Annotated in this window: 22 protein-coding genes; 6 read left to right on the top strand and 16 right to left on the bottom strand. The window is 72.6% G+C overall.

Annotated elements, in window-relative coordinates:
* Positions 1 to 3 precede the first annotated feature (3 nt).
* Positions 4 to 1,689 (bottom strand): class I adenylate-forming enzyme family protein, encoded by a 1,686-nt coding sequence (locus tag NX794_RS12410; RefSeq protein WP_258778516.1) that lies wholly within the window; start codon positions 1,687 to 1,689, stop codon positions 4 to 6.
* The gene (locus NX794_RS12415; RefSeq protein WP_258778517.1) at positions 1,686 to 2,459 is read right to left on the bottom strand and encodes an SDR family oxidoreductase; all 774 of its coding nucleotides are present in this window, start codon (positions 2,457 to 2,459) and stop codon (positions 1,686 to 1,688) included. The genes NX794_RS12410 and NX794_RS12415 overlap by 4 nt, the downstream gene beginning before the upstream one ends.
* A 176-nt stretch (positions 2,460 to 2,635) precedes the next feature.
* On the opposite strand from NX794_RS12415, the gene NX794_RS12420 reads away from it, so the two are divergent.
* Positions 2,636 to 3,865 carry an exo-beta-N-acetylmuramidase NamZ family protein gene (locus NX794_RS12420; RefSeq protein ID WP_258778518.1) on the top strand — a complete coding sequence of 410 codons (1,230 nt, stop codon included), beginning with the start codon at positions 2,636 to 2,638 and terminating at the stop codon, positions 3,863 to 3,865.
* A gap of 81 nt (positions 3,866 to 3,946) precedes the next feature.
* Here NX794_RS12420 and NX794_RS12425 read toward each other — a convergent pair whose 3' ends face one another.
* A complete protein-coding gene (locus NX794_RS12425; protein WP_258778519.1) occupies positions 3,947 to 6,736 on the bottom strand; it encodes a penicillin acylase family protein in 2,790 nt (929 codons plus the stop codon).
* Positions 6,737 to 6,946: 210 nt separating this feature from the next.
* Between NX794_RS12425 and NX794_RS12430 the strand changes: the two genes are divergently transcribed.
* Complete coding sequence (locus tag NX794_RS12430; protein WP_258778520.1) at positions 6,947 to 7,549, top strand: hypothetical protein; 603 nt, start codon at positions 6,947 to 6,949, stop codon at positions 7,547 to 7,549.
* Between the two features lie 213 nt (positions 7,550 to 7,762).
* On the top strand, positions 7,763 to 8,467 hold the full coding sequence (locus NX794_RS12435; protein ID WP_258778521.1) for a 3-keto-5-aminohexanoate cleavage protein: 705 nt from the start codon (positions 7,763 to 7,765) through the stop codon (positions 8,465 to 8,467).
* Here NX794_RS12435 and NX794_RS12440 read toward each other — a convergent pair.
* Positions 8,449 to 9,168, bottom strand: a complete 720-nt coding sequence (locus NX794_RS12440) for a hypothetical protein (RefSeq protein WP_258778522.1) — start codon at positions 9,166 to 9,168, stop codon at positions 8,449 to 8,451. The genes NX794_RS12435 and NX794_RS12440 overlap by 19 nt on opposite strands.
* Before the next feature lie 230 nt (positions 9,169 to 9,398).
* On the bottom strand, positions 9,399 to 9,857 hold the full coding sequence (gene soxR / locus NX794_RS12445) for a redox-sensitive transcriptional activator SoxR (protein ID WP_258778523.1): 459 nt from the start codon (positions 9,855 to 9,857) through the stop codon (positions 9,399 to 9,401).
* Positions 9,858 to 9,962: 105 nt separating this feature from the next.
* On the opposite strand from soxR, the gene NX794_RS12450 reads away from it, so the two are divergent.
* The gene (locus tag NX794_RS12450) at positions 9,963 to 10,424 is read left to right on the top strand and encodes a MaoC family dehydratase (protein WP_258778524.1); all 462 of its coding nucleotides are present in this window, start codon (positions 9,963 to 9,965) and stop codon (positions 10,422 to 10,424) included.
* Between the two features lie 22 nt (positions 10,425 to 10,446).
* On the opposite strand, the gene NX794_RS12455 is transcribed toward NX794_RS12450, so the two are convergent.
* The 3 genes from NX794_RS12455 to NX794_RS12465 all read right to left on the bottom strand — a co-directional run bounded on the left by NX794_RS12455 (position 10,447) and on the right by NX794_RS12465 (position 12,663).
* The gene (locus tag NX794_RS12455; protein ID WP_258778525.1) at positions 10,447 to 11,070 is read right to left on the bottom strand and encodes a TetR/AcrR family transcriptional regulator; all 624 of its coding nucleotides are present in this window, start codon (positions 11,068 to 11,070) and stop codon (positions 10,447 to 10,449) included.
* Positions 11,071 to 11,147: 77 nt separating this feature from the next.
* The gene (locus NX794_RS12460; protein ID WP_258778526.1) at positions 11,148 to 11,450 is read right to left on the bottom strand and encodes a YiaA/YiaB family inner membrane protein; all 303 of its coding nucleotides are present in this window, start codon (positions 11,448 to 11,450) and stop codon (positions 11,148 to 11,150) included.
* 61 nt (positions 11,451 to 11,511) lie between these two features.
* A complete protein-coding gene (locus NX794_RS12465) occupies positions 11,512 to 12,663 on the bottom strand; it encodes an acyl-CoA dehydrogenase family protein (protein WP_258778607.1) in 1,152 nt (383 codons plus the stop codon).
* A gap of 106 nt (positions 12,664 to 12,769) precedes the next feature.
* Between NX794_RS12465 and NX794_RS12470 the strand changes: the two genes are divergently transcribed.
* Complete coding sequence (locus NX794_RS12470) at positions 12,770 to 13,411, top strand: TetR/AcrR family transcriptional regulator (protein WP_258778527.1); 642 nt, start codon at positions 12,770 to 12,772, stop codon at positions 13,409 to 13,411.
* Positions 13,412 to 13,476: 65 nt separating this feature from the next.
* On the opposite strand, the gene NX794_RS12475 is transcribed toward NX794_RS12470, so the two are convergent.
* From NX794_RS12475 to NX794_RS12510, 8 genes are all read right to left on the bottom strand, one after another.
* The gene (locus NX794_RS12475; protein ID WP_258778528.1) at positions 13,477 to 14,559 is read right to left on the bottom strand and encodes a Zn-dependent alcohol dehydrogenase; all 1,083 of its coding nucleotides are present in this window, start codon (positions 14,557 to 14,559) and stop codon (positions 13,477 to 13,479) included.
* A gap of 37 nt (positions 14,560 to 14,596) precedes the next feature.
* Entirely contained in the window at positions 14,597 to 15,985 is a 1,389-nt protein-coding gene (locus NX794_RS12480) for an aldehyde dehydrogenase family protein (protein ID WP_258778529.1), read from the bottom strand.
* 169 nt (positions 15,986 to 16,154) lie between these two features.
* On the bottom strand, positions 16,155 to 16,823 hold the full coding sequence (locus tag NX794_RS12485; protein ID WP_258778530.1) for a class F sortase: 669 nt from the start codon (positions 16,821 to 16,823) through the stop codon (positions 16,155 to 16,157).
* Positions 16,810 to 17,469 (bottom strand): hypothetical protein, encoded by a 660-nt coding sequence (locus NX794_RS12490; protein ID WP_258778531.1) that lies wholly within the window; start codon positions 17,467 to 17,469, stop codon positions 16,810 to 16,812. Before NX794_RS12490 ends, NX794_RS12485 begins: the two co-directional genes overlap by 14 nt.
* Positions 17,470 to 17,571: 102 nt before the next feature.
* Positions 17,572 to 18,918 carry an MFS transporter gene (locus NX794_RS12495; RefSeq protein ID WP_258778532.1) on the bottom strand — a complete coding sequence of 449 codons (1,347 nt, stop codon included), beginning with the start codon at positions 18,916 to 18,918 and terminating at the stop codon, positions 17,572 to 17,574.
* Between the two features lie 80 nt (positions 18,919 to 18,998).
* Positions 18,999 to 20,513 carry a CitMHS family transporter gene (locus NX794_RS12500; RefSeq protein ID WP_258778533.1) on the bottom strand — a complete coding sequence of 505 codons (1,515 nt, stop codon included), beginning with the start codon at positions 20,511 to 20,513 and terminating at the stop codon, positions 18,999 to 19,001.
* Between the two features lie 152 nt (positions 20,514 to 20,665).
* A complete protein-coding gene (locus NX794_RS12505) occupies positions 20,666 to 21,283 on the bottom strand; it encodes a TetR/AcrR family transcriptional regulator (protein ID WP_258778534.1) in 618 nt (205 codons plus the stop codon).
* 64 nt (positions 21,284 to 21,347) lie between these two features.
* Positions 21,348 to 21,947, bottom strand: a complete 600-nt coding sequence (locus tag NX794_RS12510) for a hypothetical protein (protein WP_258778535.1) — start codon at positions 21,945 to 21,947, stop codon at positions 21,348 to 21,350.
* 151 nt (positions 21,948 to 22,098) lie between these two features.
* Between NX794_RS12510 and hmgA the strand changes: the two genes are divergently transcribed.
* Positions 22,099 to 23,415, top strand: coding sequence for a homogentisate 1,2-dioxygenase (hmgA, locus tag NX794_RS12515; protein ID WP_258778536.1), 1,317 nt, complete (start codon positions 22,099 to 22,101; stop codon positions 23,413 to 23,415).
* Positions 23,416 to 23,443 lie beyond the last annotated feature (28 nt).

Genomic DNA, 23,443 nt, shown 5'->3' on the forward strand with positions numbered 1-23,443 from the left:
CGCCTACTGACCGGCGTCGTTGTCGTCGTGCGCGCGGGAACGCAGTTCCCGTCGGAGGATCTTGCCACTCGCCGTCTTCGGCAGGTCGGGCAGGATCTCCACCTGGCGCGGGTATTTGTAGGCGGCCAGTCTCTCCTCGCAGTACACCGCGAGTTCGTCCGGGTCCGCCGCCGCGCCCGGGCGGAGGCTGATGTAGGCGCGGACGGTCTCGCCGCGGTAGCCGTCGGGGACGCCGACGACGGCGGCCTCGCGGACCGCCGGGTGGGTGTAGAGGACGTCCTCGACCTCGCGCGGCCACACCTTGAAACCGGACGCGTTGATCATGTCCTTCTTGCGGTCGACGACGTACAGCCAGCCGTGCTCGTCCATGAACCCGATGTCGCCGGTGCGCAGTTCGCCGCCGGGGAAGGTCTCGGCGGTGGCGTCGGGGCGCCGCCAGTAGCCGGGGACGACCTGCGGTCCGCCGACGACGATCTCGCCCTGCTCGCCGAACGGCACCTCGGCGCCGGTGTCGTCCACGATCCGCACCACCGTGTCCGGACCGGGCACCCCGACGGCCAGCGTGCCGGAGCGCGGGTCGACCGGGGCCTCCAGATGGGGCGGTACGGAGGCGCAGGGGGCGGTGCACTCGGTGAGGCCGTAGCCGTTGCGGATGTACGGCCCGAAGCCCGCCCGGAACTTCTCCACGAGGGCGGGCGGCAGCGGGGCGCCGCCGGAGGAGACGGCCCGGAAGGAGGCGAAGTGGTCCGGGGTGACGTCCGGGTGGGCGGCCAGGGCCATGAACGCGGTGGAGGGGCCGACCGTGTAGTGCGGCCGGTGCTCGGCGAAGGCGTCCAGGACGACACCGGCCGCGAAGCGGTAGGTCAGCACCAGCGTGCCGGTGCTGTTCAGGCAGGCGCCGAACTCGCAGACCATGCCGGTGATGTGGAACAGGGGCGCGAGCGCGTAGTAGACGGGTGCCTCGGGCAGTCGCAGTCCGGTGCGCTGCCGTTCGGCGTTGTACATGATGTTGCGGTGGGTGTTGGTGGCGCCCTTGGGGGTGCCGCTGGTGCCCGAGGTGTAGCTGATCAGCGCGATGTCGTCCGGGCGCGGGGCGCGGCCCCCGGGTGCGGTGCCGCCCCGGCGGGCGACGGTCACGAGGTCGTCGGCGTCGGGCGCCTCGGGCAGCCGTGCGAAGGACAGCACCCGGGGGTCGTCGCGGGTCTGGAGGTCGCGCTCGCAGGCGGTGAGCACGGTCCGCACCGGGGAGCCGGCCGCGGTGTCCCTGAGGTACGACTCCCAGGCCCGGTCGGAGCAGACCAGCGCGGCCGGCTCCGCGTCGCGCAGGACGTGGGCGACCTCGGCCGACTTGTACATGGGGTTGACGGGGACGACGGTCGCCCCGGCCTTCCAGGCGCCGAGCACGGCGAGCACGAAGTGCGGCGAGTTCTGGAGCAGTACGGCCACCCGGTCGCCGGGCTCCAGTCCGCGCGCGGCGAGGTGGGCGGCGACGGAGTCGCTCAGCTCGTCCACCTCGCGGTAGGTCAGCCGGCCGTCGAAGTAGGCGAGGAAGGTCCGCCCGGGTGCCTCGGCGACGGCGCGGCGCAGGGCGTGCACGAGGGAGTCGGCGGGGGCGACGGGGGCGCGCTGGGCGTCGTCGAGGAGGGCGAGCCAGGGCTTGTCGGCGTAGCGGGCGGGGGCGGCGGTCACCGGGCCTGCTCCCACTTCCGCTGGAGGTGGTTCATGCCGGCCAGCCAGCGGTCGGGGGTGGCGGCCCGTGCCTCGTAGAACTCGGCGACCTCCGGGTGCGGCAGGATCAGGAAGCGGTCCTGCTCGATGCCCTTGAGGAGGGCGTCCGCGACGGCCTCGGGTTCGATGGCGGTGGGCTGGAGCACCAGGTCGCCCGCGCTGCCGGTGGCGGCGAGCATGTCGGTGCGCACGCCCTGCGGGCAGATGGCGTGCACGTTGACGCCCCGGTGGCGGTAGGTGAGGGACAGCCACTCGGCGAAGGCCAGCGCGCCGTGCTTGGTGACGCTGTAGGAGGGGGCGCCGATCATGGTGAGCAGGCCGGCGGCGGACACGGTGGACACGAACCGGCCGCTGCCACGCTCCAGCCAGCCGGGCAGCAGCTCGTGGGCGGCGCGGACGTGGGCCATCACGTTGACGTCCCAGGACAGGGCCCAGGACCGCTCGTCCAGCGGTCCGCCGGTGCCGCCGTCCTCGAAGGCGACGCCCGCGTTGGCGCAGTAGACGTCGACGGTGCCGCCGAGCGCGTCGCGGGCCTCGGCGACGATCGCGGAGGCGTCGCCCGGTACGGCGGTCCCGCCGATCTCCGCCGCCACCGCCTTGGCCTTCTCGGCGTCCAGGTCGTTCACCACGACCCGGGCGCCCTCGGCGGCGAACCGGCGGGCCAGCGCGGCCCCGATCCCGCCTCCGGCCCCGGTGACGACCACTCCCGCATCCCGCACGGCTTCCACCATCGGTCTCCTTCGACACGGCGTCGACGCGACGTCGACACGACGCGACTCGGCTCAGCCCCGACAGACTAACCAGTCGGTATGTGTAAAGGAAGGCCGACCGCACCAACGTTCAAGGGGCGCCTCAGCGCGGGCGCGCCCGGGTCACGCACGGCACCTTCCCCCCATCGGAGGCATCCATGGACCTGTCCCGACGCAGTGTGCTCGCCACCTCCGCCCTGGCGGCGGCTCCGCAGCCCCGGCACCGCGCGGCACCGCGCACGGGACCGCGCACCGGCTTCGAGCGGCTCGCGGCCGACGGCTACGCCCTGCTGGCGGGCGACCGGGTGGGTGTCGTCACCAACCCGACCGGCGTCACCCGGGACTCCGCGCACATCGTCGACGTCATGCACCGCGACTCCCGGGTCCGGCTGACGGCGGTCTTCGGCCCGGAGCACGGCTTCCGCGGCACCGCCCAGGCCGGCGGCTCCGAGGGCCGCTACGACGATCCGGCGACCGGGCTGCCGGTCTACGACACCTACCTCAAGAGCGGCCGTCCGCTGGCCGACGTGTTCACCGCCGCCGGAGTCGACACGGTCGTCTTCGACATCCAGGACGTGGGCGCCCGCTTCTACACCTACATCTGGACGCTGTACGACTGCATGGAGGCGGCGGCGCTCGCGGGCAAGCGCTTCGTCGTCCTGGACCGGCCGAACCCGGTGACCGGACGCGCGGCCCAAGGGCCCGTGCTGCACAAGGAGTTCGCCACCTTCGTCGGCCGGCAGCCGATCGCGCAGGCGCACGGGATGACGGTCGCCGAGCTGGCCCGGCTGTTCAACGGGGAGTTCCTGGGCACGCCGGCCGAGCTGGACACCGTACTGATGACCGGCTGGCGGCGCGGCGACTTCCACGACGCCTCGGGGCTGCCGTGGGTGCCGCCGAGCCCGAACATGCCCACCGCGGACACGGCGCTGGTGTACGCGGGCACCGGCATGTTCGAGGGCACCAACCTCTCCGAGGGGCGGGGCACCACCCGGCCCTTCGAACTGCTCGGCGCCGAGGGGATCGACGGGCGCTGGGCCGCCGCCACGAACGGGCTGGGGCTGCCCGGGGTCCGGTTCCGGGAGGCGTACTTCGCGCCCACCTTCTCCAAGTTCGCGGGGAAGACGGTCGGCGGGGTGCAGGTCCATGTGCACGACCGGGCGGCCTTCGACCCCGTACGCACCGGGATCGCGCTGCTGGTGACCGCCCGCGAGGTGTGGGACGGCTTCGCGTGGCGCTCGGACGACTGGATCGACAAACTCACCGGCTCCACGCGGGTGCGCACGATGATCGACGCGGGCGCCGGCACCGACGAGGTGACCGGCGCCTGGCGGGCGGAGCTGGACGCGTTCCGGCGGGTCCGGAAGGAGTACCTGCTGTACCGGTGAGGCGCGGGGCGGCGGGCCGTGCCGGACGGCCCGCCGCCGGTGTCACGCCGGTGTCCGCCGGCGGTCACCTCATCGGTCGCCTCAGCGGTGCGAGGTGTACTCCACGACCTGCTGGAAGGTCGGCCGGTTCTGCCAGCTGATCTTGCCGTGCTTGATGCCGCCCAGGGTGCGCTGGGCGATCGAGTCGGCGCACCACTGGTCGCCGGCGGAGCACTGGTCGTCGCCCGGGTAGACCTGGGCGGCGGTCAGTCCGGCCGCCTGCTTGAGGGTGCTGATCAGGGTGTCACGGCAGGCGGTGAGGCTCCCGCCGCCGCAGTAGGTGTGCGCGAGCCCGCCCTGGACGTTCTCGCCGAGCACCGCCCGTATGTCCTTGTCGACATAGCTCCACCAGCCGTACTGGAAGGAGCTTCCGGCGTGCGAGCCGGTCGGGCCGTGACCGGCGGAGGGTGCCTCGTCGACCGGCAGGTTGTGGGTGAGGGCGGTGTAGAGGTCGGTGCCGAGACCCGGCTCGAACTCGGCCTTGACGAGCAGCGGCCACCAGGCGTCCAGGATGCGGACGGCGTCGGCGTTCGCGTAGGTCTTGGAGCCGGCCGAGGTCTCCGTGCGCTTGGCGCCCGAGCTGACCCACGCCTGGAGCTTGCTCACCGCGGCGGCGGCCGTGGGGTCGGTCACCGCCGCCGAGTCGACCACCTTCAGCAGTTCGGGCAGCACGTCCTCGGCGCGCAGGTCGGCGACGGCCGCGTCCGACATGGCCTGCACCAGCTTGGTACGGGTCACGCCGCCGGCCGCGACGAGCTTCTTGACCCGGTCGTCCAGCAGGTCGCCGCGGTGCACCGAGCCGTCGCCCCAGGACGCGGTGGTGTAGTCCTGGGCCTGCTTGTTGTTCCAGGAGATGTAGTAGTCCTGGTCGACGGAGTTGGGGTGCGCGGCGGGCGGGGTGTAGTCGGCGGTGTTGCCGTCCCCGTTCCAGTTCTTCCACTCGTACGCCGGCCGCGCCCAGACGGGGAACTCGGCGTCGACGCCGGTCGCCCGGACCGGGTTGTCGCCGCTGTTGTAGTAGGCGGTGTGCTGGGAGTCGGCGTAGAACCAGTTGAAGGTGAAGTTGATGTGCTGCGCCGCCCGCTGGAAGTCCGCCGGGCCCTTGACGTAGTCGGGGTCGTTGAGCATCTGGAAGCCGATGATGGAGTCGGCCTCGTGCAGGTACGAGGAGCGCAGGGTGGTGTAGGCGACCTTCTTGCCGCCGACGGTGGCCCGGTACTGCACCGGCCCGTACTTGGTGCGCCACACCCGCATGGTGTACGAACCGGCCGCCGTGCCGTCGGCCAGGGTGGGCTTCCAGGAGTTCTTCTGCTCGACCTTGTCCATGGCCGTGCAGGTGCCGCGGTACAGGTAGTGGTAGTCGTCCTGGCACAGTTCGACGGCGTAGGTGTCGATGATGTCCTGGCCGGACGTGGTGGCGCTCCACGAGTAGTCCTGGCCGCGGCCGAGTTCGACGTACATGCTCAGGCCCGCGAAGGAGGCGCCGCGCGCGCTGAGGCCGGGGCCCTGGATCTCCTGGAGCATCAGCAGCTGCGGCGCGAAGTAGCCGGTCTGCGGTCCGAAGACGGCGATGGGGTGGCCGCTCGCGGTGTGCTTGCCGCTGACCACCAGGGCGTTGGACATGCCGCGCCTGGCCGAGCCGAGGGTGGCCTTGGCCGCCGAGGTGGACATGCCCTTGGCGGCGGCGGTGGCCGCGCTGCCGGTGCGGTCGTAGACGAGGGGTTCCTGGGTCACGCTGCCCGCGTCGGGCAGGGCCTCGCCCTGGGCGTCGGCGGGCTTGGTGGCGTAGGGGAAGCTCTGCCCGTCGTGCACGGTGAGGGCCGCCTCGGGGTCGTTGCGCTCACGGAAGGACTCCCAGACCCTGGTGCCCTCCTCGACGCCGTACTTGGACTGGGCGGCGATCAGGGACAGGGCGTTGTCGACCTCGCCGCCCCCGCCGGAGCCGAACAGCGAGCCGATCACGGAGGCGAGCGCCACCAGGTCGGTCACCTTGAAGTGCTCGATGGTGCCGGCGTTGGTGATGGCGTCCTTGTGCCCGGTCAGGTCGTACTCGCCGGGGAAGTAGCGGCCGCTGTCGGAGGCGTCGATGTAGGCGTTGATGCCGTCCAGGTAGGCCTTGACGTCAGCGAGGGCCTGCGCGCCCCGGTCGCCGCTGTTCGCCACGGCGTTGTCGATCTGCGCCTGGAGGTCGGCCTCGGTGTAGGGGGCGTTGCGGTAGAACTGCTGCTCCAGGCCCTGGTTGGCGGCGGCGCCGCCGGCGAAGCCGGTGAGCTGGCCGCGGCCCACGTGCCGGAAGACGTCCATCAGCCACAGCCGGTCCTCGCCGGCGGCGTATCCGGCGCCGTACTCGGTGCCGTAGCGGGTGGTGCCGGTGATGTGGGGCACACCGGTCTTCTTGTCGCGGACGATGGTGACGTCGGAGCGCCCGCCGGGCTTCTCGGTGGAGGCGATCTGGTCGGCGGGGACGCCGAAGGAGGCGTCGTTGAAGAAGGTGTTGATCTTCGCGTCGGTCAGGGCCGGGTAGCCGGTGGCGAGGTTGGCGTACGGGCCGAGCTGGTCCTCGGCGTGCGCGGGCTGGGTGCCGAAGGCCTGGTTGAGGAGGATCTGCGCGAGGGTGGCGTTGCCGTTCTCACCGGGCGGCAGGATGTCCGAACACTGGCCGCCGCAGTAGTCGTTGGAGGCGGCGGTGCCGGCCGCCGACGCGGCCGTCTGGGTGAGCGGGACGAGAAGACCGGTTATCAGTACGCATACCGACGCCGTCTTCAGGAACCCGAAGAGTCTGCGGGACGTTCTCACTCTGTCGAAGGCGTTACGTGGGGTTCGCCGTTGCATGGCAGCTCCTAGGACAAGGGTGCGCGAACGTTACCGCCGGTATCCCCACGTTAAAAGGTGAACATGCGTCACTTTTCAAGAAGCGTGACCCAGGACGACCCGAGAAGAGATGGAGCCGATTCGCCTGTCGATACGTCTACTCGACGACGTCCGCGCGACGAAGCCGAAGTGACCGGAGTACAGGTGCAGGTGTGACGGAGGTGCAGGGCGATGGCAGGTTTCCGGAGTCTGGCGAGACAGGTACGCGATCCGGGCTGTGACCTGGCACTGCGGCGGTACTCACTGCGCAAGTGCCTTGAGAAGTTCGCCCCTTACGGGCATCGGGCGACCTGGGACCATCTGTGCTCCCGGGCGGGGTTCGGCCCCGAGGACCGCTCCCCCGAACCGGCGCGGCTCGTGGCCGCGCTGGAGGAGTTGGAGGAGGCCCGCTCGGTCTGGCAGGCGTACGAGACGGAGTTCACCGAGCGGCGCAGGAAGGAGAAGCACGACGGGCTGCGGCGGCCGGGCAGTGTGGACGACTGGCACCGGATGACCTGGGGCGGTTTCGGGGTCGCCTGGTGCGACGACCCGCGCGTGCACCCGAGGGCGCCGCTCGCCGAGGTCCTGCGCCGGCTGATCGCCGCCCTGGAGCGGGCCCCGGGCTCCTGCTGCCCGGTCTGCGCCGGCGAGCACCTGGTCTGGCGGTACGGCCTGGACCACGATCCGTCCTCCGGCCCGGTCTGCGCGGACTGCGGAATCCTGGTCCCGCGTCCGGTGCTGACGGACCGGGCGCTGGCGTTCGCTCGGCGGGAACGGTTGCTCATGTCGGCGTGACGGGCCCGTGCGGGGCTGGTGGGAGGGGGTGCGCGAGAGGCGCGCGTGACTGTGTCTGGGGGCGCGCGGCTGTGGCTGGGGGCGCGTTTCGGACTGGGGGTGCGCTTCGGGCTGCGGGGGCTTGAGGGCTCGGGGCGTGGGCCGCTCGGGGGCTTGTGGCTCCTGGCTCATGGCTCATGGCCGTGGGGCGGTGCGGGCTGGCACCATCGAGGGATGGTGCAGGTCTGTCTCAACGGGCGGCGTTCGGCAGCGGACGGCGCGGCGGTTCCGACGTCCCCGGGTGAGTTGGCGCGGGCGGCGGCCGAAGCGGTCGCGGCCGGTGCCACCTCGGTCCACGTCCATCCGAAGAACCCGTGCGGGGAGGACAGTCTCTCCCCGCGCGTGCTGGCGCCGGTGCTGGAGGCCGTGCGCGCCCGGGTGCGGGTCCCCGTCGGGGTGACCACGGGCGCGTGGGCCGAACCCGATCCGGCCGACCGGCTGGCGCGGGTGCGCGGTTGGGCGGTGCGGCCCGACTTCGCCTCGGTCAACTGGCACGAGGAGGGCGCCGAGGCGATCGCCGCCGAGCTGCTGGAGATGGGCGTCGGTGTGGAGGCGGGCATCTGGTCGGGCACGGACGGCGCGGCCCGCTTCGGGGCCTCCCCCTTGGGGCCCCGGGTGCTCAGGGTGCTGGCCGAGGTGACCGACCCGGACCCGGCGACCGCCGAGGAGTCCGCGTGGGCGCTGCTGGCCGAGCTGGGCCGGGCGTTCGGCCGCCCGGTGCTGCTGCACGGCGAGGAGGGCGGCACCTGGCCGGTGCTGCGGCTGGCCGGCCGGCTGGGCCTGGACACCCGTATCGGCGTGGAGGACACCCTGCTGCTGCCGGACGGCCGCCGGGCCGCCTCCAACGCCGAGCTGGTCGCTCAGGCGCTGGCCCAGTAGGGGTCGTCCCACCGGAGGGGATCGGGCAGCCCTACCAGCTCCGCCCGCTTGGCCAGGTCGTGCTCGCCCCGTGCGCGCAGCCGGGGCGCGGCGTGCCGGGCGAACCACGCCTGGAGTTCGGCGACACCGGCGTCCTGGTCGGCGTGCCACCAGGAGAACGGCCAGTCGTCGCACTGGAGGTCGTAGAGCCAGGAGTCCGCACAGCTGACGAGGTGGGCGTCGGCGACGGGAGCCGAGGGCCACCGGTCGAGCAGGGGGGTCATCGTGGAGAGGATGCCGGTGCAGGTCTCGAAGACGTCGGCGACGGGGTACGGCGGCTCGGGGGTGGCCAGGGTCTCCTGCCACCAGGCGAACACGAAGTTCTCCACGGCCGAGGCCTGCTCGGCGGGCCAGGAGCGCCAGTCGACCTGGTGCAGGCCCTGCGCCTCCCAGCCGAGGCGGTCGAAGGCGCCGTCGGCCAGCGCGCGTGCCGCCGGGGGAAGCAGGCGGCGCATGGCCGCCGCGTTGTCGTCGAAGTGGTCGGAGACCTCTCTCATGAACATCTCGACCACGTCCACCGGGACGGATACGTCCGGCGTGCGCAGATAGGCGACCTCCTCGGGGAGGTGACAGCGGCCACAGCCGCTCTCGCCGGGGCTCACGCAGCCGGCGAAGACGGTGTCGATATCCGCGAGGGCCGCGGTGAGTGCGGGTGAGCGCAAGGGAGTTCGGTCCCGTCGGTACTCCGCGCACGGCGTCGCCGCCGGCCGAAGATCGCGACTCTACCAGCGGCTGATCCGCTTGCCTCTTGTTCGCGAAGGACGTGGCCAGCTGTGGGATCCCCTCCGTCCCTGCCGTCCCGCTCGGTCTTGCGGGCGGTGCCCTTGTCCATGCTCGCGGCGGGACCGCTGCCGGAACCAGGCAGAACCCCGCCGCCCGAGCCCCGCAGCCCTCAGTGGCCCTCGGGCAGCAAGCGGGAGCCTGTCAGGCGGGCGCCCGTGGCGTCGTCGGGGTTGGAGAGGACGCAGGTAGCCAGGGAGAGGCAGCCGCAGCCGATGCAGTCGGTGAGGTGGTCACGGAGTCGGTTGAGGCGGCGGATGCGTTCGTCGAGTTCGGAGCGCCACTTCTCGGAGAGGCGGGCCCAGTCCTCGCGGGTCGGGGTCCGCTCCTCGGGGAGTTCCGCGAGGGCCTCGCGGACCGTGGCCAGCGGGATGCCGACCCGTTGGGCCGCCCGGACGAAGGCGACCCGGCGCAGGGTGTCACGGGTGTAGCGGCGCTGGTTGCCGGTGGTGCGCCTGCTGCTGATCAGGCCCTTGGACTCGTAGAAGTGCAGGGCGGAAACGGCGGCGCCGCTGCGCGCGGAGAGCTGGCCGACGGTCAGCTCGTGGATCTTCTCGGGGATCTGGGGCACTCCTCAGAGCCTACCGATCCGCTCACCCGTGCCATCCGTTGACATCGCCCTCCCGCCCGACCATGCTAAGCAGTTGCTTAGAGACGCGAGCGAGAGGCCGGGAACATGGCAGAACCGAGGACCTTCACCTCCCCCGACGAGCTGAAGGCGGCGGTCGGCGAGCAGCTGGGCTACACCGACTGGCTGGAGGTCGACCAGAAGCGGATCGACCTGTTCGCCGAGGCCACCGGGGACCACCAGTGGATCCACGTCGACCCGGAGAAGGCGGCCCAGGGCCCGTTCGGGACGACCATCGCGCACGGTTACCTCACGCTGTCCCTGCTCCCGCTGTTCGGCCCGCAGCTGATCCGGGTCGAGGGCGTGCGCATGGGCGTGAACTACGGCACCAACAAGGTCCGCTTCCCCGCCCCCGTCCCGGTCGGCTCCCGGCTGCGCGCCACCGCGACCGTCACCGGTGTCGAGGACGTCACCGGCGGTGTCCAGGTCGCCGTCGCCTTCACCGTGGAGCGCGAGGGCGGCGACAAGCCGGTGTGCGTCGCGGAGTCGGTCTCCCGCTACTACCTCTGATACGTCAGAGCGCGGGCGCGTCTCAGCGCGCGCCCACCATCCGCAGCACCAGGCCGGCATAGAGTTCGCCGACCTGCTCGGGGGTGCGCGGGCCGTTGACGTCGAACCAGCGGGCCACGTCGATGCAGAGTGACAGCACCGCGAGCGTGGTGCCCTTCACGTCGGGCACGTCGAACTCGCCGGCCGCGACGCCGTCCTCGATGATCCCGCGCACCTCGGCGTCCACCTGCCGGCGCAGCGCGACGATCTCCGCGCGGGACTCGGGGCCGAGCGCGTCCAGCTCGTACTGCACGACCCGCGCGGTGGTGCGCCGCCCGGCGTGCCAGCGGACGAAGGAGCTGACGGCGTCGGCCAGCCGCTCCCGGGCGGTGCCCTCGCGGCGGGCGGCCGTGCGCAGGATGTCGAGCGCCTTGTCGTGCCCGATCCGGCTGATCCGGTGGAGCAGCTCTTCCTTGGTCTTGTAGTGGATGTAGAGCGCGGCCGGGCTCATCCCGGCCCGGCCGGCGATGTCGCGGGTGGTCGTCGCGTGGTAGCCGCGCTCGGCGAAGGCCTCCACGGCGGCGACCAGCAGCCGCCGGGCCGCGTCAGGGGTGACCTGTTCCCACGGCTCCACTTCGCCGCCGGTCGTCTCCTCCGCCGTACTCATCGCTCGCTCGGCCCCTCTCGGTGACAGAAGCACCACTTGACAGAGGCACCACCATACCGCCGACGGTGAGCGAGCGCTTAGTGTGGCCGCTCAGGGGTTTTTTCGAAGGGGTCGTGCTCGGCCAGCAGCTTCTCCAGCCGGGCCTGGTCGACGCGGCTGACGATCTGGCCGGCCTCCTGCCGGTCCCGGATCACCTTGGCGAGGGTGAAGGCGGAGGTGACGAGGTAGAGGACGGCGATGGCGAGGAAGGCCCGCACCCAGGCGTTGGCGTCCAGCCGGTAGATGCCGATGGCGGCGGCGGCCATGGCGACCGCGAAGGAGGCGACGGACTGGCCGTAGAAGGCGGCCGTGCTCTGCTGCTTGACCGGTGTCTCACTCATGGCACCGAGCATCCGCCGCCGGAGCGCGCCGCACATCCGCGCGGGTACTCAGACGGGGTACTCAGAACGCCGAAACCCCGGTCAGGGAGCGGCCGATGAGCAGTTTCTGGATCTGGCTGGTGCCCTCGTAGAGGGTCATCACGCGGGCGTCACGCAGGAGTTTGCCGACGGGGTACTCGTCGATGTAGCCGTAGCCGCCGAAGACCTGGAGCGCGTTGTTCGCGGCGCGCACGGCCGCCTCGGAGGCGAACAGTTTGGCCTTGGAGGACTCCACGGCGAAGGGTTCGCCCCGGTCGATCAGGTCGGCGACCCGCCAGGTCAGCAGCCGGGCCGCGTCCACGTCGACGGCGATGTCGCTGATCAGCTCCTGCACCAGCTGGTGGCGGGCGATGGGCTTGCCGAACTGCTCGCGCTCCCCCGCGTAGCCGACGGCGGCGTCGAGCGCGGCCTGGGCGATGCCGACGCAGCCGGCGGCCACCGACATCCGGCCCTTGGCGAGCGCGGACATGGCGACCGAGAAGCCCTTGCCCTCCTCGCCGAGCATCGCCGAGGCGGGTATCCGCACGCCCTCCAGGACCAGTTCGGCGGTGGCCTGGCCGCGCAGCCCGAGCTTGCCGTGGACGGTACGGCGGGTCAGGCCGGGGGTGTCGGCGGGCACCAGGAAGGCGGTCACGCCCTGGTGGCCGGGGGCGTCGGTGGAGCGGGCGAAGAGCAGCACCACATCGGCCCAGGTGCCGTTGGTGATGAACATCTTGGTGCCGTCGAGGACGTAGTCGTCGCCGTCGCGTACGGCCCGGGTGGTGAGGTTGCCGGCGTCGGAGCCGGTGCCCGGTTCGGTGAGGCCGAAGCAGCCGACGTACGCGCCGGACGTCAGCCCCGGCAGCCACCGCCGCTTCTGCTCCTCGCTCCCCCAGGCGGCGATGGTCTTGGCGACGAGGCCGAGCGAGACGGAGACGATGCCACGCACGGAGGAGTCGCCTCGGCCCAGTTCCTCGGTGACCAGGCAGTACGACAGGTGGTCGCCGCCCGAGCCGCCGTACTCCTCGGGGACCGTCAGCCCGAGGAAGCCGACCTCGCCGAGCTTTCTCACGATGCCCCGGTCGACCTCCTCGGCGCGGTCCCAGGCGATCACGTGCGGGGCGATCTCGCGCGTCACGAAGTCCCGGGCGAGCCGTCGTACGGCCGCCTGTTCCTCGCTGAGACCCAGGTTCACCACGTGATCACCCCACACGGACGGTTCTTGGCAGCGGTACGTCTTTGAAAGCCGTACATTTAAATTAGCACTGCTAGTTTCAGTTCGGGACCCTACTATGTGCGCCATGGCCCGACCGCGCAAGCCCCTGCTCAGCACCGACCGGATCGTCGAGACGGCCCGGGAACTCGTGGACCGCGAGGGCCTGGCGGCACTCTCCACGCGCCGGCTCGCCGCCGAGCTGGGGGTGAGCGGGCCCTCGCTCTACAACCACTTCCGCACCAAGGACGAGATCCTGGAGGCGGTCGCGGACTCGGTGAGCGCGCTGGTCGACCTGTCGATGTTCGACGGCGGCCGGGACTGGCGGACCGCGCTGCACGACTGGGCGGTCTCCTACCGGGCCGCGCTGCGCGCCCACCCGAACATCGTCCCGGTGCTGGCCCGGGGGCCCGGCCGCCGCCCGGCCGCCCTCCGGCTCGCGGACGCGGTGTACGGCGCGATGGTCGACGCGGGCTGGCCGCCGGCGCAGGCCACCTCGATCGGCGCGCTGATGCGGTACTTCATCATGGGCTCCGCGCTCGGCTCGTTCGCCGGGGGCTTCGTGGACGACGCGAGCGCGTACGACCCCGCCGACTATCCCCACCTCGGGCAGGCCCATCTGCTCGCCGAGCAGCAGGAGAAGATCGACGAGCGGGCCTTCGAGGCGGGGCTGTCGGCGCTGCTGGAGGGGCTTGCGCAGCAGTACGGGCGGGCGGGGCAGGGCGTTTAGGGGGCAGAGCCGCTGGGGGGCGGGGGCGGTTTCGGCAGGGGGCGGAGCAGGGCGGCCGCGGGGGCTCAGAAGACGACCAGGGCCCGGCCGCCCTTGCCCGCGAGCATGGTGTCGAAGGCGGTCGGGATGTCATCCAGGGAGATGTGGTCGGTGACCAGTGCCGAGAGGTCCAGGCGGCCCTCGCGGACGTGGTCGGCGAGTACGGGCAGGTCGCGGGCCGGGTCGGAGTTGCCGTAGACGCAGCCGGAGAGGGTGCGGCCCCAGTGGAAGATCTCCAGGGCGTTGAAGGTGACCTCCTGGTCCTTGCCGCCGATGCCGACGACGGTGGTCCGGCCGCCCCGGCGGGTGGCGTCCCAGGCGGCGCGGATGGTGACGGCGCGGCCGACGCACTCGATGGCGACGTCGACGCCCTGCCTGCCGGTGAGGGCGCGGATCTCGCGGGCGGTGGTGTCGGAGGCGAGGAGGTAGTCCGTGGCGCCGGCCGCGCGGGCGAGGTCCTCCTTCTCCGGTGAGACGTCCACGGCGATGATCCGGGAGGCGCCCGCGATCCGCGCCGACTGGAGGGTGGCGAGGCCGACGCCGCCCGCGCCGAACACGGCGACCGTCTCGCCGGCGCGTACCCGGGCGGCGTGGTGGACCGCGCCGTAGCCGGTGAGGACGGCGCAGCCGAGGAGGGCGGCATCGGTGAGCGGGATGCCGGGCGGCAACGGCAGCGCGCAGGACGCGGGGATCACCGTCTCCTCGGCGAACGCGGCGACGTTCAGCCCGGGGTGCAGTTCGGTGCCGTCGGCGGTGCGGGCGTGCACGCGGGCTGCGCCGGTGAGCGCGTCGGCGCACAGCCAGACCTCACCGAGCCCGCAGGCGTGACAAGTGCCGCAAGAGGGCGCCCAGTTGAGGACGACCGGGGCGCCGGGCGCGACGTGGGTGACGCCCTCGCCCACCGCGACGACCGTGCCGGCGCCCTCGTGGCCGAGGATCGCGGGGACCGGGACGCGCATGGTGCCGTTGGACAGGGACAGGTCGGAGTGGCAGACGCCGGCGGCGGCGAGGCGGACCCGGACCTGGCCGGGGCCCGGTGCGGGCAGCTCGACGGCGAGGATCTCCAGCGGGGCGCCGATGGCGGGCAGGACGGCGGCTCGTACGGCCATGCGGGCGGAACTCCCTTGGCAGCGGGCGGATATGGTCTCAGAACTGGAGGGACTTGGTCTGGAGGTACTCGGCGAGGCCGTGCGCGCCGAGTTCGCGGCCGACGCCGGACTGCTTGTAGCCGCCGAAGGGCGCGCGGGGGTTGAACCGGCCGCCGTTGATGTCGACCTGGCCGGTGTCCATCCGGCGGGCGAAGGCCACCGCCTCGGCCTCCTCGCCGGCCCAGACGGCGCCCGCGAGGCCGTAGACCGTGCCGTTGGCGATGCGCAGGGCGTCCTCCTCGTCCTCGTAGCGCAGCACGGACAGGACCGGGCCGAAGATCTCCTCCTGCGCGACGGTCATCTCGGGGGTGACGTCGGCGAGGACGGTGGGCGACACGAAGTAGCCCTGCGCGCGGGGGGATTCGGGGCCACCGGCGACCAGGCGGGCGCCCTCGGCGAGGCCCTTCTCGATGTGGCCGCGCACCCGGTCCCGCTGCGCGGCGCTGACCAACGGTCCGATGCGGTCGGCGTACTTGGCGGCGGCAGCGGCGGCGAGGTCCACCGCCTCGTCGTAGCGGTCGCGGTGGACCAGCATCCGGGTCCAGGCGCTGCATGTCTGGCCGGAGTTGGACATCACGTTGGCGACGCCGACGTGCACGGCGTGAGCCAGGTCGGCGCTCGGCAGGATGACGTTGGCGGACTTGCCGCCCAGTTCGAGGGCGACCCTCTTCACGGCGCCGCCCGCCACCGCGCCGATGCGCCGGCCGACGGCGGTGGAGCCGGTGAAGGAGACGAGGTCCACGTCCGGGTGCTCGGCGAGGGCCTGCCCGGCGACCGGTCCGAGACCGGTGACCAGGTTGAACACCCCGGCCGGCAGGCCCACTTCATGTATGGCCTCCGCGAACAGCCGGGCGGTCAGCGGGGTGTTCTCGGCGGGCTTGAGGACCACGGTGCAGCCGGCGGCGAGCGCGGGGGCGGCCTTGGCGACGATCTGGTGCAGCGGGTAGTTCCAGGGGGTGATCGCGCCGACCACGCCCACCGGCTCGTGCAGGACGGTGGAGTTGCCGACCTTCTCCTCGAAGGCGTGGCCGGCCGCGAGTTCGGCGTAGGAGCCGGCCACCGCGATCGGGACGGCGGCGTGCACGGCTTGGGAGAAGGCGAGCGGAGAGCCGAGTTCGGCGGTGACCGTCTCGGCGATCTCGTCCTTGCGGGCCGCGAGGGCGTCGCGCAGCGCGGCCAGCCGGGCGGCGCGCTCGGCCGGGGGCGTGGCGGCCCAGCCGGGCAGGGCGGCGCGCGCGGCGCGTACGGCGGTGTCGACGTCCCCGGGGCCGGCCGCCGGGACCCGCGCGATGACCCGCTCGTCGGCCGGGTTCACGACCTCGATGGTGTCGGTGCTCGCGGCGGGGCGCCAGGCACCGTCGATGTAGAGGCCGTCGTATGCCTTCATGCTGCTGCTTCCTCCCGGCGGGGCCGCGTCGTCCGGCACACAAACTAGCGATGTCAGTTTTCGTGCGCCAGACGTGCCGGGCCGGACAGTGCCGAGCCGCGCATGCCGGGAGGGAGGGCGCGGGCACCCGGCCCGCGCCCTCCCTCACAGCGACAGCGCCGTCACTCGGTCACCTGGTCGCCGTCAGATGGGCGAAGACCACCACGTTGCTGGTGTAGCCGGTCCGCCGGCTGAAGAGGCCGCCGCAGGTGATGACCCGCAGCTCCGGGCGCTTGGAGGTGCCGTAGACCTCCTTGTCCGGGAAGCCGGTCTTGTCGAAGACCTGCACCCGGTCCACGGTGTAGACGGCGGTACGGCCGTCCACCCGCCCGGCCTCGATCTCCTTGCCGGGTTCGACCGAGGCGAGTCCGGCGAACACGGCGCGCCCGGTGGTGGTGTCCCGGTGGCCGACGGCGATGGCGGTGCCGCTCTCGCCCGGGGTGGCGCCGCCCTCGTACCAGCCGACCAGCTTCGGCTTGTCGACGGGCGGGGTGCCCAACCGGCGGTCGGGGTCGAGCTGGAGGCCGATGACCGGGGCGTCGATCCCGAGGGAGGGGATGCGCAGGGTCGTGGGCCGGGACCGGGGCAGCGGGCGGGGCGGGGGCCCGGACCGACCGCGGCCGTCCGCGCGGTCGGAGTCCGCCCCGGCGGCCGTCGCGGCGCCCTGGCCGGCCGGGGTGCCGTCCGGACCGCAGCGGTGCACCATCGTCACCAGGACGACCACGAGCAGGGCCGTCCTGGTGAGGCGGAAGGCGCGGGTCCGGTGCCAGGGCCTGCGTCGGCGCCTACGCGGCGCCATGGGGCCGGCGGCGGATCAGCCGGAAGTACACGGCACCGCAGACGGCGACGAGTCCGACCGCCGCGGCGGCGGCCACCGGCGAGTAGGCCGCCGCGGTGTCGACGAGACCGCCGCCGCCCGCGTGCACACCGCCCTTCGGGCCGTTCTGGTCGTTCTGCCCCCAGGCGCCGTTGTTCTGCTGGTGGTCCTCGATCTGGCCGCCGGGTCCGGGGTTGCCGTCCTGCTTGCCGTCGTGGCAGTTGATCCGGAACACCTTCTCCTTGGGCGCGCCGGCCACGATCCAGGTGAGCCGGTACTGGCCGTCGGCGAGCCCGAGCGGGTCGGTGTGTCCGGCGCCGCCGGCGAGCTGGATGGTGCCGGACACGGTGGCCGCGGTGGGCAGCGGGGGCTGCGGGGTGATCGTGTAGGCGATGGTCGGCAGGATGTCGAAGTTCACCGCGTCGAGGTAGAAGCGGCAGACCACCGGGTCGTCCTTGGAGACACCGAAGGGCACGCCCTCACGGTGGATGCGGATGTCGCCGTTCTCTCCTTGGGCCACCGCGGTCGGCGCAGCCACCCAGGACGCGCCCGCCGCGGCGAGGGCGGTGAGGACGACGGTGGCGCCCGCGCGGGCACCGACGGCACGTGGGAGTGTCAGGGTGGGCATGAGCAATCCTCCGCGTTCAGACGATTTTCATACAAATCGCTCTTTCGCCTGGACTGTGCGTCATCAGTCGCGCGACCCCCGGCAGCGACGCCCGGCGCGCCGTCAGATATCGCTCGTGCGGCGCAATCCGGGCGGCGGTCCTGACCGCTCCCGGACGGCCTCCTCGGGGGCATCCCCCATGGCCGCCTCTGGGGCATCTCCCATGGCCTCCCTCGGGGCATCTCCCTTGGCCTCCTCCGGGGCATCCCCGGCCGCCTCCCGCGAGGCACCCCCGGGCCGCCCGGGCCGCCCGGGCGAGCGCAGCGCCACCCCCGACGACAGCAGCAACAGGACCCCGAGCAGGACGAACGGCGCGGCCACGCCCGCCACACCGGCGACCAGGCCGGCGGTGGCCGGGGCGGCGACCTGTCCGAGCCGGTTGCCCGTCAGCCGCAGGGCCAGCGCGGTCGAACGGGCGTTCGCGGGCGCCGCCTGCACGACGGTCGTCATCGACAGCGGCTGCCCGACCCCGAGGCAGAAGCCGAGGACGACCAGCATCAGGCCGAGCGCCCACACCGGCACCGGGAGGGCGACGCCCGCGCAGAGCACGGCGGCCGGCAGGCAGGTCACGGTGAGCAGTACCGGACGGCCGAGCAGCCGCAGCAGCGGGGTGAGGACCAGCCGGCAGGCGATGGTGGCCCCGGCGCGCAGGCTGAGCAGGACGCCGACCGCCGACGGGGAGATGCCGCGGTGGTCGCCGACCACCGGGAGGTAGGCGGTGAGGATGTCGGTGGCGGACAGCACGGACAGGCTGATCAGCATGCCCGCCGGTACACCCCGGGCGCGCAGGATGCCGCCGACCGGCACCCGAGCGCCCTCGCTTCGAGGGGAGTTGACGGCCTGGCGGTCCTCGATCCGCCACAGGGAGGTGAGGGCGACCGCCCCGCCCGCGCCCGCCACCACGAGGGCGAGCGCGCTGCTGCCGGCCAGGTCGGGACGGCCGATCAGGGCACCGGCGGCGATCGGGCCGACCAGTTGGCCGAGGGAGGCGCCGATGGTGAAGTGGCCGAAGTTGCGGTCCTGTTCGCGCGGCGCGGACTGGCGGGCCACCAGGGACTGGGCGCCGATCACGAAGCAGAGGTGGCCGAGGCCCATCACACCGCTCCACAGGGCCATCGCCGCGAGGGAGTCGGCCACCCCGCTGAGCGCACAGCCCCCGGAGAGGAGCACCACACCCACGGGCAGTAGGGGCGCGCAGCGGCCGTGGTCGGTACGGCGGCCGAGGGGGACGGCGGCGAACAGGGGCAGCAGCGCGTAGACACCGGCGATGACCCCGACCGCGCGCTCGTCGGCGCCCAGCGCGAGCGCCCGGTAGGAGACGGCGGGCCGGGCCATCGACACCGCCCCCTGCGCGCAGCCGAAGGCGATGACGAGGCGGAGCAGCCAGCCGCGGTTCCCACCGGGCGTCATGAGGCCGGGTCTCCTTCGCGACGAGGGTTTCGGACGACGAGGTTGACGGAGTTGACGAGGTTGATGAGCTTGACGAGGTTTCAGATGACGCCGAACAGGACGCCCGCGCCGAGCACCACCAGGGAGGTCAGCGCGGCCCACTTGACCACGAACCGGGTGTGGTCGCCGAACTCCACCTTGGCCATGCCGACCAGCACGTACACGGCCGGGACCAGCGGGCTCGACATGTGCAGCGGCTGGCCGACGATCGAGGCGCGGGCGATCTCCAGCGAGGAGACGCCGTGCGCGTGGCCGGCCTCGGCGAGCACCGGCAGGATGCCGAAGTAGAAGCCGTCGTTGGACATGAAGTACGTGAGCGGGATGCTCAGCACGCCGGTGACCAGGGCCATGTGCGGGCCCATGCCGTCGGGGATGTTGGTGACCAGCCAGTCGGCCATGTGGTCGACCATGCCGGTGCCCTGGAGGACGCCGGTGAAGACGGCCGCGGCGAAGACCATGCCGGAGACGTTCAGGACGTTGTCGGCGTGGGCGGCGATCCGGGCCTTCTGGTCCGGCATGTGCGGGAAGTTGACGGTGAGCACGAGCGCGGCGCCGAGCAGGAACAGCACCGGGATCGGCAGCCACTCCATGATCATGGCGGTCAGCAGGACGACGGTGAGCAGCGCGTTGAACCAGTACAGCCGGGGGCGCAGGGTGGGGCGGTCGGGGGCGAGACCCTGGAAGCCCTCCTCGGCGGGCTCCCGCGGCAAGCGCTCCCCGGCGGACTCCTGCGGCAAGCGCTCGGCGGCGGGCTCCTGCGGCAAGCGCTCCCCGGCGAGGTCGTGCGGCAAGCGCTCCCCGGCGGGCTCCTCGGACGACGGCTCCGCCCCGCCGCCCGGGCCGCCGGAACCCGCGGGGGCCGTCACGGCGTCCGGGCCCCCGGAACCGGCGCCGACCAGGGTGGTCTCCTTCTCCTCCACCAGCACCTCGTCCAGCGTGAGCACGCCGAGCCGCCGCCGCTCACGGCGGCCGAGGACATAGGAGAGGGCGAGGACGAACACCAGGCCGGCCGCCAGTGCCGGGATCATCGGGACGAAGACGTCGGAGGCGTCCAGTTTCAGCGCGGTCGCGGCGCGGGCGGTCGGGCCGCCCCAGGGCAGGGTGTTCATCACGCCGTTGGCCATGGCGGCGACGCCGGTCATCACGACCAGGCTCATCTTCAGCCGCTTGTACAGCGGGTACATCGCCGAGACGGTGATCATGAAGGTGGTGGAGCCGTCGCCGTCCAGGGAGACGATGGCGGCGAGGACCGCGGTGCCGACGACGATGCGCAGCGGGTCGGCCCGGCAGAACCGCAGGATGCCCCGCACGACCGGGTCGAACAGGCCGACGTCGATCATCACGCCGAAGTAGACGATCGCGAACATGAGCATCGCCGCGGTGGGCGCGAGGTCGGTGACGCCGTCGAGGACGTAGTCACCGAGGTGGGCACCCTTGCCGACGAACACGCAGAACAGCGCGGGGATCAGCACGAGCGCCGCGATCGGCGACATCTTCTTCAGCATGATCAGGACCAGGAAGGTCGCGATCATGGCGAAGCCGAGGATGGTCAGCATGAGTGGACACCTAACGTTCGCCCTTGAACATCCACCTGGGGGTCGGCGGTGCGTTGACGTTAGGTGCCGTCGTCCGGCGTTAACAAGATGTCGACGTGCGAGCAATAAGCGCGAAAGTCCAGGTCAACGGCGGGCCGCCGGTCGGTGGGCGGTCAGTCCAGCAGGCGTCCGAGGTAGGCGCGCAGCAGCGTCCGCGTCTCGGCGATGATCGCCTCGTCACCCTGCGGGTCCAGCCGGAAGGCGAGTTGGACGAGGGTGTCGGCGCTCTCCACGGCGACCAGGAAGGCGCGGCGCAGTTCGTCGTCGGGGGCCCGGTCGAGGTAGCCCGAGACCATCGCGGTGAGCCGGTCGGCGACCAGGGTGTTGGGCTCGGTCTGGCGGACACCGACCGGTATCTGGTTGCCGAAGTCGACCAGGGAGAAACCGGGAGCGGTGCGCTTCATGGCCAGGTACTCGTCCAGTACGGCGTCCATCGCCGCCCGCCAGTCGCCCTGGTGGACGCCCTTCAGGCGTTCGGTGACGCTGGCGGTGTACCGCTCCAGGTTGCGCTGGGCGAGGGCGTCGGCCATCTGCCGCTTGTTGCCGAAGAACCGGTAGACCGAGCCGATGGGCACGCCGGCGCGCAGGGCGACCGCGCGGGTGCTCAGCGCTTCGTAGCCGACCTCGTCCAGCAGTTGGGCGCAGGCGTCGAGGATGCGGGTGAGCCGTTCGGCGCTGCGTCGCTGTACGGGGGTGCGGCGGAGGGGGGTCGCGTGGGGCACGGGTTTCATGATGCCTCTCCGCCGCCGTCGGGTGAACCTCGCCCATCGGTACGGGATGCGGCGGGCCCGGTGTTCAGTCCCGGACGACGACCGTGGTGGTGGTCTCCGTGGGTTCCCGCGTACTGCCGGCCTGGCCGGTGCCCTCCGCCGGCCCGGCATCCGCGCCGGACACCGTGATGTCGGCGGTGCTCTGCACGGGTCTGCCGCGTACCGCCCACACCGTGCCGTCGTCGGCGTACAGGCGGGCGGTGACGTGGTGCGTGCCGCGGGGCACCAGCCGGTCGGGCAGGTGGAAGGCGGTCGTGCGCAGCCGGGCGACCTGGTGGCCGTCGACGAAGAGGTGGGCGAGTCCGCGGCCGGGCACGACCCGCTGCCCGGTGCCGGGCGCTGAGCAGCGGAAGCGGTGGAAGGTCAGCCGGACGTCCCAGCCGCCGGCGGTGTCCGGGGTGACCTCGACGGCGACCCGGGGCGCGCCCTTGGCGGCGACCTCGCGCAGATTGCGGCCGGTGTCGTCCGTGCCGTCGAGGATCGTGCCGGCCGGGGAGGGGGTGGCGGAGGGTGTGCCGCCGCGCTCCTGCGCCTCGCCTGACTGGCAGCCGGCCGCCGTGAACGGCAGCAGCACGCAGGCCGCGAGGGCGACGAGCGCTCTGCGCTTCCTGGGTGTCCTGGGCATGGTTCGGAGACTAGGCCACGGCTTCGGCGACCGGATCCCCCTGAAGTCTGGTTCTCCTCGTCCCTCGGACGTATGACGCGGCTCCCCCTTGCGCGCCGCCCTCCCGATTCCTACGGTGATACAGAGGAATCGGGATCGCAAGGGAGCGCGCATGAGCGGGGACGTACGCAAGACCGCCGAGGGGCTGTCGTATCTGACCGGGTTCGGCAACGAACATGCCTCCGAGGCACTGCCGGGCGCCCTGCCCGAGGGCCGCAACTCGCCCCAGCGCGCACCGCTCGGGCTGTACGCGGAGCAGTTGAGCGGTACGGCGTTCACCGAGCCGCGCGCCCACAACCGCCGCTCCTGGCTGTACCGGATCAGGCCGTCCGCCGCGCACCCGGCCTTCACCCGCACCGGCAACGGCGCGCTGCGCACGGCCCCGTTCACCGAGACCGTGCCGGACCCGAACCGGCTGCGCTGGAACCCGCTGCCCGCACCGCCGGCCGGCACCGACTTCCTGGCGGGCCTGTGGACGCTGGGCGGCAACGGCGACGCGACGCAGCGGGCCGGCATGGCCGTGCACCTGTACCACGCCAACGCCTCGATGGAGCGCGTCTTCTCGGACGCCGACGGCGAGCTGCTGATCGTGCCGGAGCACGGCGGGCTGCTGCTGCACACCGAGTTCGGGCGCCTGCACGTGGAGCCCGCGCATGTGGCGCTCGTCCCGCGTGGGGTGCGCTTCCGGGTGGAGCTGCTGGACGAGTCCGCCCGGGGTTACGTGTGCGAGAACTACGGGGCGCCCCTCCAGCTGCCCGACCTCGGCCCGATCGGCGCCAACGGCCTCGCCAACGCACGGGACTTCCGGGCGCCGGTCGCCGCGTACGAAGACGTGGAGGGGCCGGTGGAGGTGGTCAACAAGTTCTGCGGCAACCTCTGGACGGCGACCTACGACCACTCCCCGCTCGACGTGGTCGCCTGGCACGGCAACCACGTGCCGTACGTCTACGACCTGCGCCGGTTCAACGTGCTCGGCACCATCTCCTACGACCACCCCGACCCGTCCGTGTTCACCGTGCTGACCTCCCCCTCGGACACGCCGGGGCTGGCCGGGGTGGACTTCGTGGTGTTCGCGCCGCGCTGGCTGGTGGGCGAGGACACCTTCCGGCCGCCGTACTTCCACCGGAACGTGATGAGCGAGTACATGGGCCTGATCGAGGGCGCCTACGACGCCAAGGCGGAGGGCTTCGTGCCCGGCGGCGGCTCCCTGCACAACATGATGTCCGCGCACGGCCCGGACCGGGAGACCTTCGACCGGGCGAGCGCCGCCGAACTGCGGCCGCAGAAGATCGACGACGGGCTGGCGTTCATGTTCGAGACCCGCTGGCCGCTGACGCTCACCCCGGACGCGGCCGGCGCCGGCCATCTCCAGCACCGCTACGACGACGTGTGGCAGGGCCTGGAGCGGCACTTCCGTCCGTTGCGCTGACCGGGCCGCGAACGGTACGGATAGCGGT

Source organism: Streptomyces pyxinicus, assembly GCF_024753135.1.
GTDB classification, from domain to species: Bacteria; Actinomycetota; Actinomycetes; order Streptomycetales; family Streptomycetaceae; genus Streptomyces; species Streptomyces pyxinicus.